The organism is Methylovorus sp. MM2, from assembly GCF_001648895.1.
Classification (GTDB): domain Bacteria; phylum Pseudomonadota; class Gammaproteobacteria; order Burkholderiales; family Methylophilaceae; genus MM1.
Genome location: NZ_LXUF01000011.1, coordinates 146,920 through 161,075 on the forward strand (window position 1 = coordinate 146,920; position 14,156 = coordinate 161,075).

The 14,156-nt window shown below is 45.2% G+C and carries 17 protein-coding genes; 3 read left to right on the forward strand and 14 right to left on the reverse strand.

The features are described from left to right. The 9 genes from A7981_RS08335 to A7981_RS08375 form a co-directional block, all read right to left on the reverse strand. Complete coding sequence (locus A7981_RS08335; RefSeq protein WP_067266997.1) at window positions 1-801, reverse strand: ABC transporter permease; 801 nt, start codon at window positions 799-801, stop codon at window positions 1-3. A 19-nt stretch (window positions 802-820) separates the two neighbouring features. After that, a complete protein-coding gene (locus A7981_RS08340; protein WP_082889276.1) occupies window positions 821-1,627 on the reverse strand; it encodes an ABC transporter permease in 807 nt (268 codons plus the stop codon). A 25-nt stretch (window positions 1,628-1,652) separates the two neighbouring features. After that, complete coding sequence (locus tag A7981_RS08345; RefSeq protein ID WP_067266999.1) at window positions 1,653-2,060, reverse strand: biopolymer transporter ExbD; 408 nt, start codon at window positions 2,058-2,060, stop codon at window positions 1,653-1,655. Then, a complete protein-coding gene (locus A7981_RS08350) occupies window positions 2,060-2,770 on the reverse strand; it encodes a MotA/TolQ/ExbB proton channel family protein (protein WP_067267001.1) in 711 nt (236 codons plus the stop codon). The genes A7981_RS08345 and A7981_RS08350 overlap by 1 nt, the downstream gene beginning before the upstream one ends. Before the next feature lie 20 nt (window positions 2,771-2,790). Then, window positions 2,791-3,618, reverse strand: a complete 828-nt coding sequence (locus A7981_RS08355; protein ID WP_067267004.1) for an energy transducer TonB — start codon at window positions 3,616-3,618, stop codon at window positions 2,791-2,793. A 40-nt stretch (window positions 3,619-3,658) separates the two neighbouring features. Continuing rightward, entirely contained in the window at window positions 3,659-4,498 is an 840-nt protein-coding gene (locus tag A7981_RS08360) for an ABC transporter ATP-binding protein (protein ID WP_254258541.1), read from the reverse strand. Window positions 4,499-4,849: 351 nt separating this feature from the next. Then, the gene (locus A7981_RS08365; protein ID WP_082889277.1) at window positions 4,850-5,932 is read right to left on the reverse strand and encodes an ABC transporter substrate-binding protein; all 1,083 of its coding nucleotides are present in this window, start codon (window positions 5,930-5,932) and stop codon (window positions 4,850-4,852) included. 61 nt (window positions 5,933-5,993) lie between these two features. Further along, the gene (locus A7981_RS08370) at window positions 5,994-7,031 is read right to left on the reverse strand and encodes an ABC transporter substrate-binding protein (RefSeq protein ID WP_067267008.1); all 1,038 of its coding nucleotides are present in this window, start codon (window positions 7,029-7,031) and stop codon (window positions 5,994-5,996) included. A 10-nt stretch (window positions 7,032-7,041) separates the two neighbouring features. Further along, entirely contained in the window at window positions 7,042-7,764 is a 723-nt protein-coding gene (locus tag A7981_RS08375; RefSeq protein ID WP_067267010.1) for a class II aldolase/adducin family protein, read from the reverse strand. Window positions 7,765-8,204: 440 nt separating this feature from the next. Here A7981_RS08375 and A7981_RS08380 point away from each other — a divergent pair, with 440 nt between their 5' ends. After that, complete coding sequence (locus tag A7981_RS08380) at window positions 8,205-9,344, forward strand: sigma-54-dependent Fis family transcriptional regulator (RefSeq protein ID WP_067267012.1); 1,140 nt, start codon at window positions 8,205-8,207, stop codon at window positions 9,342-9,344. A 55-nt stretch (window positions 9,345-9,399) separates the two neighbouring features. On the opposite strand, the gene A7981_RS08385 is transcribed toward A7981_RS08380, so the two are convergent. Continuing rightward, entirely contained in the window at window positions 9,400-9,951 is a 552-nt protein-coding gene (locus tag A7981_RS08385; RefSeq protein ID WP_067267014.1) for an NADPH-dependent FMN reductase, read from the reverse strand. Between the two features lie 176 nt (window positions 9,952-10,127). On the opposite strand from A7981_RS08385, the gene A7981_RS08390 reads away from it, so the two are divergent. Next, entirely contained in the window at window positions 10,128-10,832 is a 705-nt protein-coding gene (locus A7981_RS08390) for a VTT domain-containing protein (protein WP_217234089.1), read from the forward strand. A 110-nt stretch (window positions 10,833-10,942) separates the two neighbouring features. Here A7981_RS08390 and A7981_RS08395 read toward each other — a convergent pair whose 3' ends face one another. Next, the gene (locus tag A7981_RS08395) at window positions 10,943-11,146 is read right to left on the reverse strand and encodes a cold-shock protein (protein ID WP_067267020.1); all 204 of its coding nucleotides are present in this window, start codon (window positions 11,144-11,146) and stop codon (window positions 10,943-10,945) included. Window positions 11,147-11,510: 364 nt separating this feature from the next. On the opposite strand from A7981_RS08395, the gene infA reads away from it, so the two are divergent. After that, the gene (infA, locus tag A7981_RS08400; protein WP_067267846.1) at window positions 11,511-11,768 is read left to right on the forward strand and encodes a translation initiation factor IF-1; all 258 of its coding nucleotides are present in this window, start codon (window positions 11,511-11,513) and stop codon (window positions 11,766-11,768) included. A 115-nt stretch (window positions 11,769-11,883) separates the two neighbouring features. Here the strand turns inward: infA and A7981_RS08405 are convergent, their stop codons facing one another. The 3 genes from A7981_RS08405 to A7981_RS08415 all read right to left on the reverse strand — a co-directional run bounded on the left by A7981_RS08405 (window position 11,884) and on the right by A7981_RS08415 (window position 14,129). Beyond that, window positions 11,884-12,213: a cupin domain-containing protein gene (locus tag A7981_RS08405; RefSeq protein ID WP_067267848.1), complete on the reverse strand. Its 330-nt coding sequence runs from the start codon at window positions 12,211-12,213 to the stop codon at window positions 11,884-11,886. Window positions 12,214-12,319: 106 nt separating this feature from the next. Next, a complete protein-coding gene (locus tag A7981_RS11820; protein ID WP_082889278.1) occupies window positions 12,320-12,787 on the reverse strand; it encodes a hypothetical protein in 468 nt (155 codons plus the stop codon). 94 nt (window positions 12,788-12,881) lie between these two features. Then, the gene (locus tag A7981_RS08415; RefSeq protein ID WP_067267022.1) at window positions 12,882-14,129 is read right to left on the reverse strand and encodes a PQQ-dependent sugar dehydrogenase; all 1,248 of its coding nucleotides are present in this window, start codon (window positions 14,127-14,129) and stop codon (window positions 12,882-12,884) included. Window positions 14,130-14,156: the final 27 nt, after the last annotated feature.

Genomic DNA, 14,156 nt, shown 5'->3' on the forward strand with positions numbered 1-14,156 from the left:
CTAAGCAGCACGAAGATTACGCCAGCGGAAAAGATGCCGCCCCACCCTGCTCAACAAGAGATTCATACCAAAACCAACGATACCGATAAGAATGGTAACAACGATCAGGATATCCATACGTGCTGCGACTTCTGCATTCATCATCATATTGCCTAACCCACTCCCCGCATTGAACAATATCTCACTGCCGATAGTAGATAGCCATGCGAAAGCCAGTGCAAAAGCGACACCGGTGAATATGTTGGGCAAGGCGGCGGGTAATAATATCCTGAAAAATAGCTGCACTCGTCCTAATTTCAGCACATCACCTACTTCACGATACTTGGTTTCAACCTGACGTAAACTCTCATAGGTAGCCAATACCAATGGGTAGAATGCTGCCAAACATACGATAAACAGTTTTGCCGTATCGCCATTACCCAGCCACAAACCAAACAGGGGAACCAGCCCCATGAGCGGCACTTGCCTGAATATGTGGTAGATAGGGCCAATAGATACATCGACGATCTTTGATGTAGCCATCAATGCGCCTATCGTAAATCCTAATACACCACCGATCGCTAAACCGGTCAGTGCGCGTAGCAAACTCGCTACCAGGCTAGTCTGCAATTCTTGCGTAGCGATAACTTCAAGTAGCGCGTGATACATCTGCTCAATGGATGCAAAGGCATAGGCATTCTCCACACTCTGACGCGACATATATTCCCAGAAAATCAGCAGCAATACAGGCACCACTGCACCTTTTGCGAGCTGAATCAGCTTTTCCTGATTCAATAGATTCTTATTGATAGATACTGACATCTGCTTCAACCCCAAACAATCATGCGACACGCCACGGGATAAGATTAGCCTCACCCCATTTGAATAAACGATCTATCGTAAAACCTATCGCGCCAGTCAGTACGACACCCACCAAAACGATATCAAGCCGGAACATATCACGCCCCATCTGCATCATCTGCCCGATACCGCTATCTGCCACCAATAATTCAGAGGCCACCAGAATAGTCCACGAGCGGGCAAAAGCGATACGCAACCCAGTCAACACAGGTGGCAATATCGCTGGGATAACAAGTTTTCTATACACCGTCAGTGTCGGCAATTGGTATGCCTGCGCTACCTCAAAATAAGGTTTAGGCACACCTTTTGTTGCTTCATATGAAGCAAGTGCCACAGCAAGAAAAGCCGCATTGATAACGATGGCGATCTTGAATATCTCATCGATACCGAGCAACAAGATAAAGATAGGAATAAGCGCGATGATAGGCACTTGCCTCACTGCCTGAAACAGGGGGTGAAAGTAATCTTCCACATTTTTAGATAATGCCATCAATATGCCAAATAGCAGCCCGGCAAATGCCCCTATCGAATAACCAAAAACCAGACGTGAAAGACTTTTAAGCAGATGCTCTTGCAGATCTCCCGATGCCACCAGCTCTTGAAAACTATCCAATATCTGCAACGGTGAAGCCAGAAGCTGAGGCGAGATCAACTGAAGGTGCGTAACCCAAGCCCAAACCAGCAGCAATATGATCGGCGAGATAAAGCTCACCAAACGCAACCTGTTGTAGATGACCTTGCCCGCCACGCGATTCAGTCCGATCGCTGCCCGTATTCCTATACTCACAATATCTCTTTCTCAGCGGCTTTTATTATTCAGCATTCGTGATCACAGCAAGCCTTGTAATGCCAGCCCGCTCAATAGCCGCCATAACTTTAGCCACCGTGCCGTAATTGACCGCTTCATCTGAGCTCAGGTGGAGTGTTAAATCAGGATTGGCCGCATGCAACGCTTTAAGTTCTGCTTCAACACTCGATACCGGTAACTCCTGCTTATCCAGATATACCTTGCCAGCAGCATCTACACTCACAGTCACCGGTTTTTTCGGTTCAGCCGGTTGTGTCGCTGCTGTCTTAGGCAAATTGACGGTAATCGCATTATTCAATACCGGGATCGTCACAATGAATGCCACCAGCAATACCAGCATCACATCGACAAGCGGCGTAATGTTGATCTCGCTCAGCACTTCATCACTATCATTACTGGAAGAGAAAGCCATTATGCGAACGCCTCTTTTTTGAGATTAACGACGGAAGGAGACTGATCCACCCCTTTATGGCGGAATGTCACTTTGCGTGATAGGTTGATCAAGTCTGCAGCAAGATCATCCAGATCACCACTGGCAAGCTTCAAGCGTCGAGTGAAGAAGTTATAAGCCAATACCGCAGGCACAGCCACTGCAATACCTAAACCAGTCGCCACAAGCGCTTCACCGATGGGGCCAGCTACGACTTCAAGACTAGCAGAACCAAGTTTGCCGATATCGGTAAGCGCATGCATGATGCCCCATACCGTACCGAACAAGCCAACGAATGGGGAAGTGCTGCCGATACTAGCAAGCACAGCTAAGCCACTCTCAAGACTACGACGCTCTTTAAGGATTTGCTGGCGCAATGAACGTTCCAGTAGATCTTGGCGATCACCGCTATGCTCAAGATCATGTGGGCCTTGAGTATCAGCATCACGCAATGCATTAAAGCCAGCAGTCGCAACGCGTGCAGCTGGACCATTGAATTCATTGATAGAAGATGCCGTCAATAGATCAGGTGCACTCCAGAATGCTTTTTTATAGCGCTTATTCTGATAACTGGCACGCAGATTCTGTATCCCCTTGACCAATAGCAGCGTCCAAGTCACGACAGAGAATGCGATCAGCGTCCACAAGACACTATCGACGATTAAAGAGGTTGAAGAAGTAATATTAGACATGATGATTTCCTTAAAAATAGTTATCTGGATAACCTGAATTCGATGGGTACGGTTGCCCATCCATCAACAGGCGTACTGCCACGTTTCGCAGGGGCGAATACCCAACCCTTAACGACCTCCAACGCTGCTTCATCCAACGTTTTTCGGCCACTTGATTCTTTGAGCTCTATAGTGCCGGGCTTGCCATTTGCCAACACACGCACACGCAATATCACTTTGCCCTCCCAGCCCTGCCGCTGTGCGAATGCAGGATATTCCGGTGCAGGATTATTCAAATAACCCGCATACCCTGAAGCCTCTGTCACAGGCTCCTCTTTCGGTGCAGGCGGTGCTGGTGGGGGCGTTGGTACCGCTGCTACAGGTTCGCTGGTCTTTTGAGCCGTTGTATTTTCGTGGACAGTCACATCCTGCGGTGTCACGGTTTCTGCTGGTGGTGTACGCAGCGCAGACACAGGTTTCGCTGGCTGGGGTTTAGCCTCAAGCTTCTGTGGCAATGGTTTTGGCGGTTCTATAGGTTGTGGCGGAACTACGACCGGCTTCACGAACTCAACGATCACTTCATTTTTCTTAGGCGGTGCAATGGGCTCCGATGATGAACGAAGATACCCTTCAACACCGGCAAAATGGGTTACGACAACAAGACCTATCAACACTGCGTAATCCCGTTTTTTCAACCCAGCAGTTTTGACTTCGCCCTCTACCTGCCTGTGTTTATAACTTTCAAATAAGTCCGTTGCGCTATAAATCGTTTTCGCCAAGGCTTGCTTAACTGGTGTAAAAGCCTCTCCGGAAAAATCCAGTGATGGGCTCAAGCCGGAACTCAGTCTTTGATTCAAAACACTAGACATGGCCTACCTCCTTCCAATCATTAAACTTATACATATAAAATCAAACGAAATCTGTCAGCAGATCTTCTTTGATGCACTGAAAATCTGGGTTCGAGCGTATACGTGGCCGCGCCAATCTCACTGGCACGATACGTTTAATACGACCAGGATGAGACTGCATGACCACCACGCGATCACCTAGAAAAACGGCTTCTTCTACATCATGAGTCACGAGTATCGTCGTCAGCCCTTCGTGCTCCCAAAGCCGCTCTAGCTCTTGTTGAAGCTTCAGGCGTGTCAATGCATCCAACGCTGCAAATGGTTCATCCAGCAGCAGCAATTGTGGTCTTAATACCAATGCCCGCGCGATAGCGACACGCTGCGACATCCCACCAGATATCTGGTGCGGATAAGCGTGCTCAAAACCGGTCAGCCCTACTAACTCGATCTGCGCCTTTACGCGTTCTTTTCTTTCCGCTTTCGGTACATTGGTCGATGCAAAAGCCAGCAGGATATTTGCCTCAACGGTCAACCAGGGAAATAATCGATGCTCCTGAAACACGATGCCACGGCTAAGGTCTGTACCTTCGATGCGCTTGCCTTGATATACAATCGCACCTTCATAACCAATATCCAAACCAGCAATCAAACGGAGCAATGTCGACTTTCCGCAACCACTAGCCCCCACAATAGAGATGAACTCACCAGACTGCACATCCAGATTAATCGCCTCAAGCACCTTTAATTCACTACCACTCAAAGCATAACTTTTAGCCACAGACTCTATTTTTAGTGCAACGGGTTTTGCATGCAGCTCAGGCACACTATTACCCTCAAAGACATTGCCTCGGGTAATCGCACTTTTCCTAAAATCCAACACAGTGTTCGATGAACTCATCATTTCCTTCTTTTCTACTTTTGGCAGTACTTATTTTGGTAGTACTTACGAATGGCAACTAAAAAAATCGATTACACAAATCAGATATGCATATCACCACTCATCATTAATCTGATTAGTTATATATTGGCAATAGCCGTGCCAGATTTAAAAATGATTTTTTATCAATTAAATTCAGCGATTTAATACATTTACACGGAATATTTAGGTTAACCTCTGTTGCTGATGCAACAACATCCGGCTTTTAAATTGCTGCACTTGCAACAGGGTGATGTACTTGCTTCTAATTCATGTGGCCGCTGTCATCCGATGACAACTAATGTTTTTCACCGGATGACAGGGTGATTGCTGAAACTACTTTTGAGCGGTAGCTACTTTCGCATCTGGTGCTTTAGAGGCTGCCCAGAAATTCTCAATATTCAGATCTTTGAGTGCCTGATTAACAAAACGTGGATTAAGCAGCTTTTGTACATCGACATCATTACGAATCAAACCTGAGCTCTTGGCATAAGCGATCGTGTGTTTATAGTGTTCGACCATGGCATCGTCATATAAAGGTGACCACCGATTCTTCCAAGACACCTCATCTGCTTCATAATCACGACGTATGACACTCTCAGGTTGTACTTTGCTTGCATAATCCCTAATGTATTGATCGCGGTTCTTATCTTGCGCTGTCCAGTAGCTGGTCTTCACATAAGCGTTAACGATCACCTGCGTAATCTCAGGATACTTTTGGACAAATTCATTGTTTGCCCATAATCCACCTCTTAGCTTCTGATCGGTTAATGCAGTTTTGGTTGACCAGATGATCTTGCCAACCCCTCTATCTTCAAGGTTATAAGCGTCATTCAAGCTAAAGAATGCATCCACGGTACCGCTAGCAAGCGCTGCCGAACCTACCTGAGGATTAACATTGACGATCTTGAAATCTTTTAATGTCAATCCATTCGCTTCCGCCAAACTGGCAAAGGTAGCTTCCCAAGGGCGGCCACGATGCAAGGCGACACGCTTACCTTTCAAGTCCAGAATAGTCTTGGCAGTAGAGTTCTTAGGCACCACAAGATAAGAGTTACCATTACTCCCCCAAGGTGCTACCAATTGTACGGTGGGCTGTGCCGAATTAAGAATGATGGGCGGCAAGTCACCATAAGCAGCAAAATCGATCGCTTTATTAACAAATGCCTCATTGATGATAGGCCCTACCGCAGCACCGGATGCAGGTACCCATTCGACCTTGATACCTTTTTTGGCGAGCGCTTCTTCCAAGCCACCTTGAGCGTTCAACGCATCAACACCCATATACGTTGTTTTACCCGCAATGTTATAAGACACTGCACCGATACGCACAACCTTAGGTTGCTCTTCAGCCGAATAGGCATTTGCCGCTAATACTCCTATTAACGCAAATACCCCGAGAAAAATTTTCTTAACCATATGCTACCTCTTCAAATAAATTAACGCTTTAAGCATCAAGTAGATCCAGATACTCAAAAGATCATGCAGCTTGCGCTTCTTCATGCAACCATCTGTTTGCTTCGTCCAATGCTGAGCTGTCGACCCATGCATCGAGATCGAAATCCCTATCCAGCAAGCCATGCACCAACATGAAATCCTTTTGCTGACGGAATAATTCGATACGTTCGGCAGACAATGTCGGCGCCAGATCCAGATGGAAATTATCCCCATAAGCGGTGGTCACTCCATCGGACCCTGCATAGGTCTCACTTTCCAATATCTCTCTCACACCGGTGACATTAGTCTTTGCCCACTCCGCTGCACGTAGTGTTTGGTATAAGAATCGCACAACTAGATCAAAGTGGTTTTCAAGCAAATGCTCATGCACAGTGATTGGTCTTGGCGTTCCATTATTCACACGAGATGACAAATCAGGATATTCATCGAGATTAATGCCGACGACTGCACCAAGTTGCTTTGCACGATCAACAGCCGACGCACCTTTCACATACACTGCATCGACTTTCCCCGATATCAGGTAATGAAGTCCTGACCAAAGACCACCCAGATCACGTCTGGCACCTTGGCCCGAGCCAACCTCAACAAGCTTTACATTATCCAAAGTCAGCCCCGCTACTTTTAAAGCCCCCTTGTATCCATGCAAGCTCATACCACGTGCAATACTGCTCCCACGCGTATGATCTTTTAATGGATGATCAACGAATGCCGGAAGTGCAAGCCTTAAGCCTTTCAAATGCTCGGGTTTTGTAATCCCTGAATCAGGACGCACAAGGATTGCCTGCCATTCATCGATCCATGTCAGACCAATCAAGCGCGTAGGTGCTGCCTGCGCACGTGCAGCAATTGCCAGCAGATTGCCACCCTCACGGATCAGGGTAGGTAATTGATGGTCATAATGATGGCGCGCCAGATCATTGTTATCTTGCAATGTCGAAAGCTTGATGCCATCTTTTGAGAACTCATCGCCCAACCAACCTAATTTATAGGCTATCCCCGTTGCTGTCGGCACCGGGCAACGGGTGAACCATATCTCATCTAATTTCGCTGGATTAGTCATTGTGTATCTATCAATAACTATCGTTAGCAGGCACTAGACCAAGTGCTTGAGCCTGATCATAGATCTTGGCCATCTTCCACTGCTGAGTCAGCACGCCAGGACCATAATCACGAGAACCCCCTAATGAGTCAGCAAGGTTCTGTATTAACGCACCCTCTTCCAACAGCAAAATAAATTCCGCCGTCTTACGCAAACCTTGTTTGCCCCAAACAGTAGAACCCCCGTTAGCTTCAAGAATCGCAGTGTTATGCGGATTCAATTTGATCTGATCGAGAATAAACTCTGCTTCTTGCTGGCGACGATCAATATAGATCGGTATTTCGCGGATCAGGTTATATCGCTGCACAGGTACATAGCGAATAGGCAATGGGCGATGCGCTTGTGCCCAAGCACCTAGGTAGGGTGAATGCACATGAGACACAGTGGTAATATCAGGATGTTGTTGGAATATCTTGATATACCGCGCAGAACCTGCGCCGCCACTACCTTGGTATACCGTGCCGTCAAACCCCACAACAGTGGCTTCAAGCTTTTTATGTTTATTGAACGGACCGGGATAATTCACAATCACTACTTTATCCTCACCCGGCACTCTTTCCACAAAACCAACAGTGCCGTTAGCTGTGATGGTATTGGTCTCTCTAAATACATCGAAGGCCAATTGTGATTCTTCCAGTACATTGGCAACAAAAGCATCCAGCCCGTTTTTTGCATCAATCGCAGTCACACTCATCTTTAACCCTTTCATCTTTATTTATATTGATTACGTATTCGCTTACCTACGTATAAAGATGACTTGGCAAAAGGTGTGCCAGCGCCATAAAAACACCATACCAAGAAATTAATAATTAAAAATCATAGTGTTAAGTTAACAACTGTTTATTTATAAATCTTAACCAATACGCTGAATGTTTCTAGCTAAACAGTTCTTACAGAATAACTGCTGATTTCAATTCAGTAGAATTGCCAAATAAGGGCTGCAAGCGTGGTATGCCACAGACGAAAACAAATATTTTAAAAAATGAATAAATGACGACAGCCTTTTATTACTTAATCATAAGACCTTATATTCAATAATAGAATATAAATATAATTTATTATTCATGGACGTTATAAAAACTATTCCGTATATTGCGTCGGCTTACACATAAGTAAATGAGTGACTTCCCAAATATGCGAACTCAACATTGGAATTATGATTACCATGATGATGATCACAGACATGCTGCCGAAAGTGCAGAGCATGTGATCACGCATCCCAATCCATCTGCCGTCAGCCTATCGATTCGGGCGAGCGCACTGGTATTTAGCGACCCCAAATCGCAAAACCTACTCAGCCTGATCGAGAAGATAGCCGCCAGCAATGCCACTGCATTAATCATTGGCGAGACGGGCACGGGCAAAGAGCTGATAGCTCGGCATATACACGCTTTAAGCAATCGCAAAAGCGGCCCATTTCAGGCAATCAATTGCGGCGCATTTTCTGAAACATTGGTAGAGAGTGAGCTGTTCGGCTATGAGCGCGGCGCGTTCACAGGTGCAACGCAATCTAAAATAGGCTGGTTTGAAACCGCGAATGGCGGCACACTGTTTCTTGATGAGATCGGCGACTTACCGCAATCCACACAAGTAAAGCTATTACGCGTGCTACAAGAAAGAGAAGTTGTGCGTGTTGGTGCTCGCAAGGCCACACCAATCGACGTGAGACTTATCGCCGCAACCAATGTCAATCTTGAAGAAGCCGTAAGAGCCGGGCGTTTCCGTGAAGACTTATACTATCGAATAAAAGTCATCCCAATCGACCTTCCACCGTTACGTGAGCGCCGTGGAGACATCTTACCGCTAGTAGAGCATTTCTTGACTGTCTATAAGAACAGGTTGCAGACATCAACGCCACAACTAGCGCCTGAGACTATCCGGTTGATGCTGGAATATCCATGGCCAGGCAATATTCGCGAACTGGAAAATGTAATCCACCGTGCCCTACTGGTGGCCACATCCTCTACGCTGCAACCACGCGACCTGAATTTGCCTGCGATATACAGCTTGCAGTCAAAAGAGGTCGCATCTGCCGAGACACCAGAAATTACCGTATCGGGCAGCAGCCAGAGTGCGACAACATCGCGGCTAGAGCATGTTTTGAACGACCTATTCGAGAATACGCCACCGAATCTCTACGAATTGATCAATGCCATCACCGTGCAAAAAGCGTATCAATTTTGCAATCACAACCAAGTCCATACCGCAAAGCTACTAGGCATTAGCCGCAATATCCTGCGCGCCCGCTTAAAAGAACTTAACCTAATCGCTTAAGGCTATGGCTGTGTTAATCCCACTGTTAAATCCACAGTGAGATTAAACACATCCCTTATGCCACCAATGCTTGCGATGTTTCCCTATTTAATAAATACACAGCCTGATCAACCGCAATATCGATACGAGCCTTGATCGCATCACTTGTAAGTTGATAATCAGTAAACTCCGTATCTTTTGCGTAAATCGCAGTCGGCACTGTGTAGATGCCAAAGAAACTAGCTAATGTTCGTAGTTGAAAATCCAACACCAGCGCATGCTGGTCACTCCCACCAGTTGCAGCAAGAATCGCCGTTTTACCAGCCAGACTTTTAGGGTCCAGCAAATCAAAAAAGTGTTTCAGCAATCCAGTATAGGAAGCCTTATATATCGGGCTGGCAATCACGATCAGATCAGCACTGAGCAGTTTTTTATACTCAACAGCCAGTGCCTCAGGAAATTGATTGTAAGAAGTCGTGCTACCCAGCACGGTAGCAATCTGCGCAATATCAATGATTTCTGCAGGCGCATGCAGTTTTTGCGAAGCCTTAGCAACGATAACTTCCACTAACGCTTTGGTGCGCGATGGTTGCGTGATGCTCCCCGAAACCCCAACAATATGTGTCATACATTATTCCTATTCATTATTGATTCTGGAGCTATATCAGCAAAAACAATGCCACGAAATAATATTTATATTAATCAATCAGTTATAATTTATTGGTGTAATAAAAACGGCGCATTGCCTGAATTAACATAGGTGATCTGCTGAACATCTGTTGCCAGAACAACAGTTGATACGGCATGATGAGTAAAGACGTTTTACCATCCGGCACTACACCATGCAGTACGGTAACCATACATGAGGAATATCGTTTGCAACTTACGCATGCTGCATTACATCTGGATCAGTTTTTAAACGCCATCATCACTCAATATGGCATGGCTATCTACGCCGTATTGTTTGTCATCGTAGTATGCGAAACAGCAGTCTTGGTCTTATTCTTTCTACCGGGAGACCCGTTAATTTTTATCAGCGGAGCCTTATGCGCAACCGGTGCGATCAATTTCTGGATAACGGCAGCGCTGATCTGTTTAGCAGGCATCATCGGCAGCAACATTAATTACTGGCTAGGCAATACACTTGGTAAAAAGATAGCCCTGAATGATTACCCGTGGCTTAACCGTTCATCACTTAATAGCGCCCACATTTTCTACGAGAAACATGGGGCAGTCACTTTCATCGTGTCTTTATTTATCCCGGTTATCCGTACTTTTGCGCCCTTCATTGCTGGGCTATCAAATATGACCTATCGAAAATTCCAGCTGTTTAGTACAGCGGGTGCCGCTCTTTGGACAATCACGTTGATTTCAGCAGGTTACTTCTTCGGCAATATCCCGGTCATTCGCGACCATTTGAATATGATTGTATTACTCGGTGTGGGATTAGGCGTGGCAATACCACTACTGAGCGGAGGACTCAGGTATATAAAGAAACGACAGCTGTGAATTGATACTTTAGTACTAGATTCGTTACCGAGTAGTACGGCGAGCGTATCGACAGTAAGGAGAAATAAAAAAAGCCCAATAAAGGGCTTTTTTTACGATATCTCGAGAGACTAAGCCTTCTGGATGTTAGAAGCTTGCTTGCCCTTAGGACCATCTGTAACATCGAATGTTACACGATCGTTCTCTTTCAAACTCTTGTAACCGCTATCTACGATTGCGGAGAAGTGTGCGAATAAGTCGTCACCACCTGCGTCAGGAGTAATGAAACCAAAACCCTTAGCATCGTTAAACCATTTTACTAGACCTGTTGCCATTATCTTACTTTCTTACTTAAAAAGGAGGCGCCCTAAAAATTTGACTTTTTAACATCTTATTAGTCTTAGAGACTTACAAATTTAAAAACTTCAAATGCCCGAAATAACGTTTTACTTACAATTAATCGTAGTGTCAAGCAATTCTTTTACATTGTTTTATATGGTGTTTCAAAAGCATTACTAATTAAGGTCATGTTTTATATTGCTAAATAACGTCTGAGAGGCTATAGTGCGTGTGCGCACGCAAGTGTATGCACCCTGCGTCACAAGCCTTCGCAACTATTCCCACGCTTTACAAGTGCTTCAACCTCCTTGAGATTGTCACTTCAATATGGGTCTCAAACTATTTAACGGAGAAGCAAACTTGGCTAAAGAAGAATTAATTGAAATGAATGGCGAAGTCATGGAAATACTGCCAGATTCACGCTTTCGTGTGACGCTGGATAATGGTCATAAGTTGATCGCCTATACTGGCGGCAAGATGAAAAAGAATCACATCCGCATTCTGGCAGGTGATAAAGTCACTTTAGAGTTATCCCCCTACGATATCAATAACGGCCGTATCACTTTCCGGCATATTGAATCAAAAGCATCTTATACCCCGAGAAAACGTACGTACTAGACACCCTAGCTCGTCGGAGTACCGAATAAATAATAGATAAGGCCCGAGATACTTAAACAAGTACTCGGGCCTTATCTTTTCAAGCTTGATGTATGCCAGTTAAATCAGTTAAAAATTAGAATTTTAAGAATAATTTAATACGGCGGGCGATGCGCCCGACCAACGTACCATCCAAATGGTAATGTTTATGCAATGGCTTACGTACATCCCATGTACATGTCATGCCCGCAGGGAATGTGACTAGATCGCCCTTTGCAAAAGTCACAGGAGCTCCACCACCATCGGGGGTGATCACAACCTCACCTTCAAGGATATAGGCGATCTCTTGCTCAGGGAAAACCCAAGGAAAGACTGAAACCTCTTTTGACCAAGTTGGCCATTTTGAAACGCCTAATTCCTTAAGGCGTGCCTCATCTGGATGATGGTCGATTACAATCGTACTCATAGATTTATAACTTTCATGAAAAAAATACATTAGCGCCGCCCATACTGCAGGGCGAGATGGTTAAAAAAATAAGGTTTAACTTAGCAAGAGTTAGCTTAGATTGTTGTTAGCCCTTGGATATCTTTAAATTCAAGCCCTCAGCAGGTGCTCGATGATTGATCTCGACAAGTTTAGGCCAACGATCATGAACCCACCCATAGTTCTCAGGAATCTGGTCAGTGACAATATACAGGCGTTTATGATTATTGACGGTAGCAATCACGGCCTCTATCGCATAGCCACGGGGAATATCGATCCAATTCTCTCTTTGCAGGGCATCTTTCACGGCAAATGCATTACCGGCAATGGATACGATTTCCGGGGAGTATTGATTCCACTTTCCTGCATTGATCGATGCATCACGCGCCCAACCTAATGGGAAAAAGCCTGGATCCACTTCATCGGGCCGCTTTCCCCATGTCATCCATTGAATATGGCCTTTGTCACGGCGAATAGGTAATGCCGCAAGTTTCTCCAAGAAAAGAATCGTTCTTTCCTTACCATCTGTCTCTTGATACTTAATACCCAAACACATCATGGCCCTCCTATATTTATTATCATCTTCTTGTAATAAATATTATTTATGGGGAATCAATACATATCAAGATATTTTTTAGCTTTTACCTACATCAATCAGAAATAAGGAATTGATTATGATCAGTCTTAATGTAAAAACGCCCATCTGGATCGATCTTAATTGCGCGTATTCGGTATCCATTCAATACGGGTTCGGCATAGACGATACGCTCACCTTCTTTTTTCATTCGGTATAAGGTCATGGAGGCCATACCAGCGACAAAAAAATCATTCTCCCAATATTCATTCCTGCCAGTTTTGGGATATTTTACTATCGGGCCAATGCCTATGGATGGCACAAAAGTGAAGATCGGTTTTTCATAACCTTCATGGTTATTGAATTTGTGCCCGTAGTAGTTACCCATGCCGTCGCGCTCATAAAGCGTGCCGTAGCTGACGATAGGCCAGCCATAGTTCTTGTCACGCTTGAGCAGATTCACTTCATCGCCACCTTTGGGTCCATGTTCTGACTCCCATAACTCGGCCGTATCTTTGTCAAAATACAAACCACCTGAGGGAGAGCGTAACCCAGTCGCATAAATCTCACTCTCAAGTGTCTTCAGGTTGATCTGAATGAGTTTACCCAGCGAGGTTGCCATATCCTGAACACCATCTGGCTTGGCAAAATCACCAACCGCAAGATAAAGCGTCTGGCTATTCTCACCGATCACCAAACGTCCGCCAGCCTGATGTCCAAGAAACGGCTCCTTGATTGCAGGTTTGCTCAGGAATATCTGGCGCTTAAAGGAAAGTTTAAGATTATCGCGGTCAAGATCAAACTCGCTAACCGCAAGTCGCGCGCCATTACTCTCGCTATCCCAGATCGTATGTGATACATACAAAACGTTATTTACAAGCAATGAGTCCTTAACGCCTGACATGTCTTTGCAATAGACGAGATCATCTGTCTCATCCTGCCCAGACACAGTATTTCTGACCAGACCTTTATCTCGATTGATTAGACGAAGATGATCATTCTCTAATTGCGTAAAATAGACACCGCCGCATTTGGTGATGAACAGGAAGCGATCATTGCCTAATATCTCGAATGGACCAGAGGGAAAGTCGTCATCACTTGGAATATCGAAGACTTTCAGATCAAGTGACCCGAAGACGGATAATATCTTCGCCGTTTTAGAGTCGGGAATCACCTCTTCCATATCCAGCGTATCAAAATAACCTTCGCCAAACGGCCAGAACTGCATCCTGTAATGGTTAGCGCCAATAAAAAACACCACAACTGCGATGATGATGGCGGCTAACCATTTAATGAATACACGAAGCTTTCCTGAAATGCTCATTACCCTATTTACCCAGATTTAATTAGT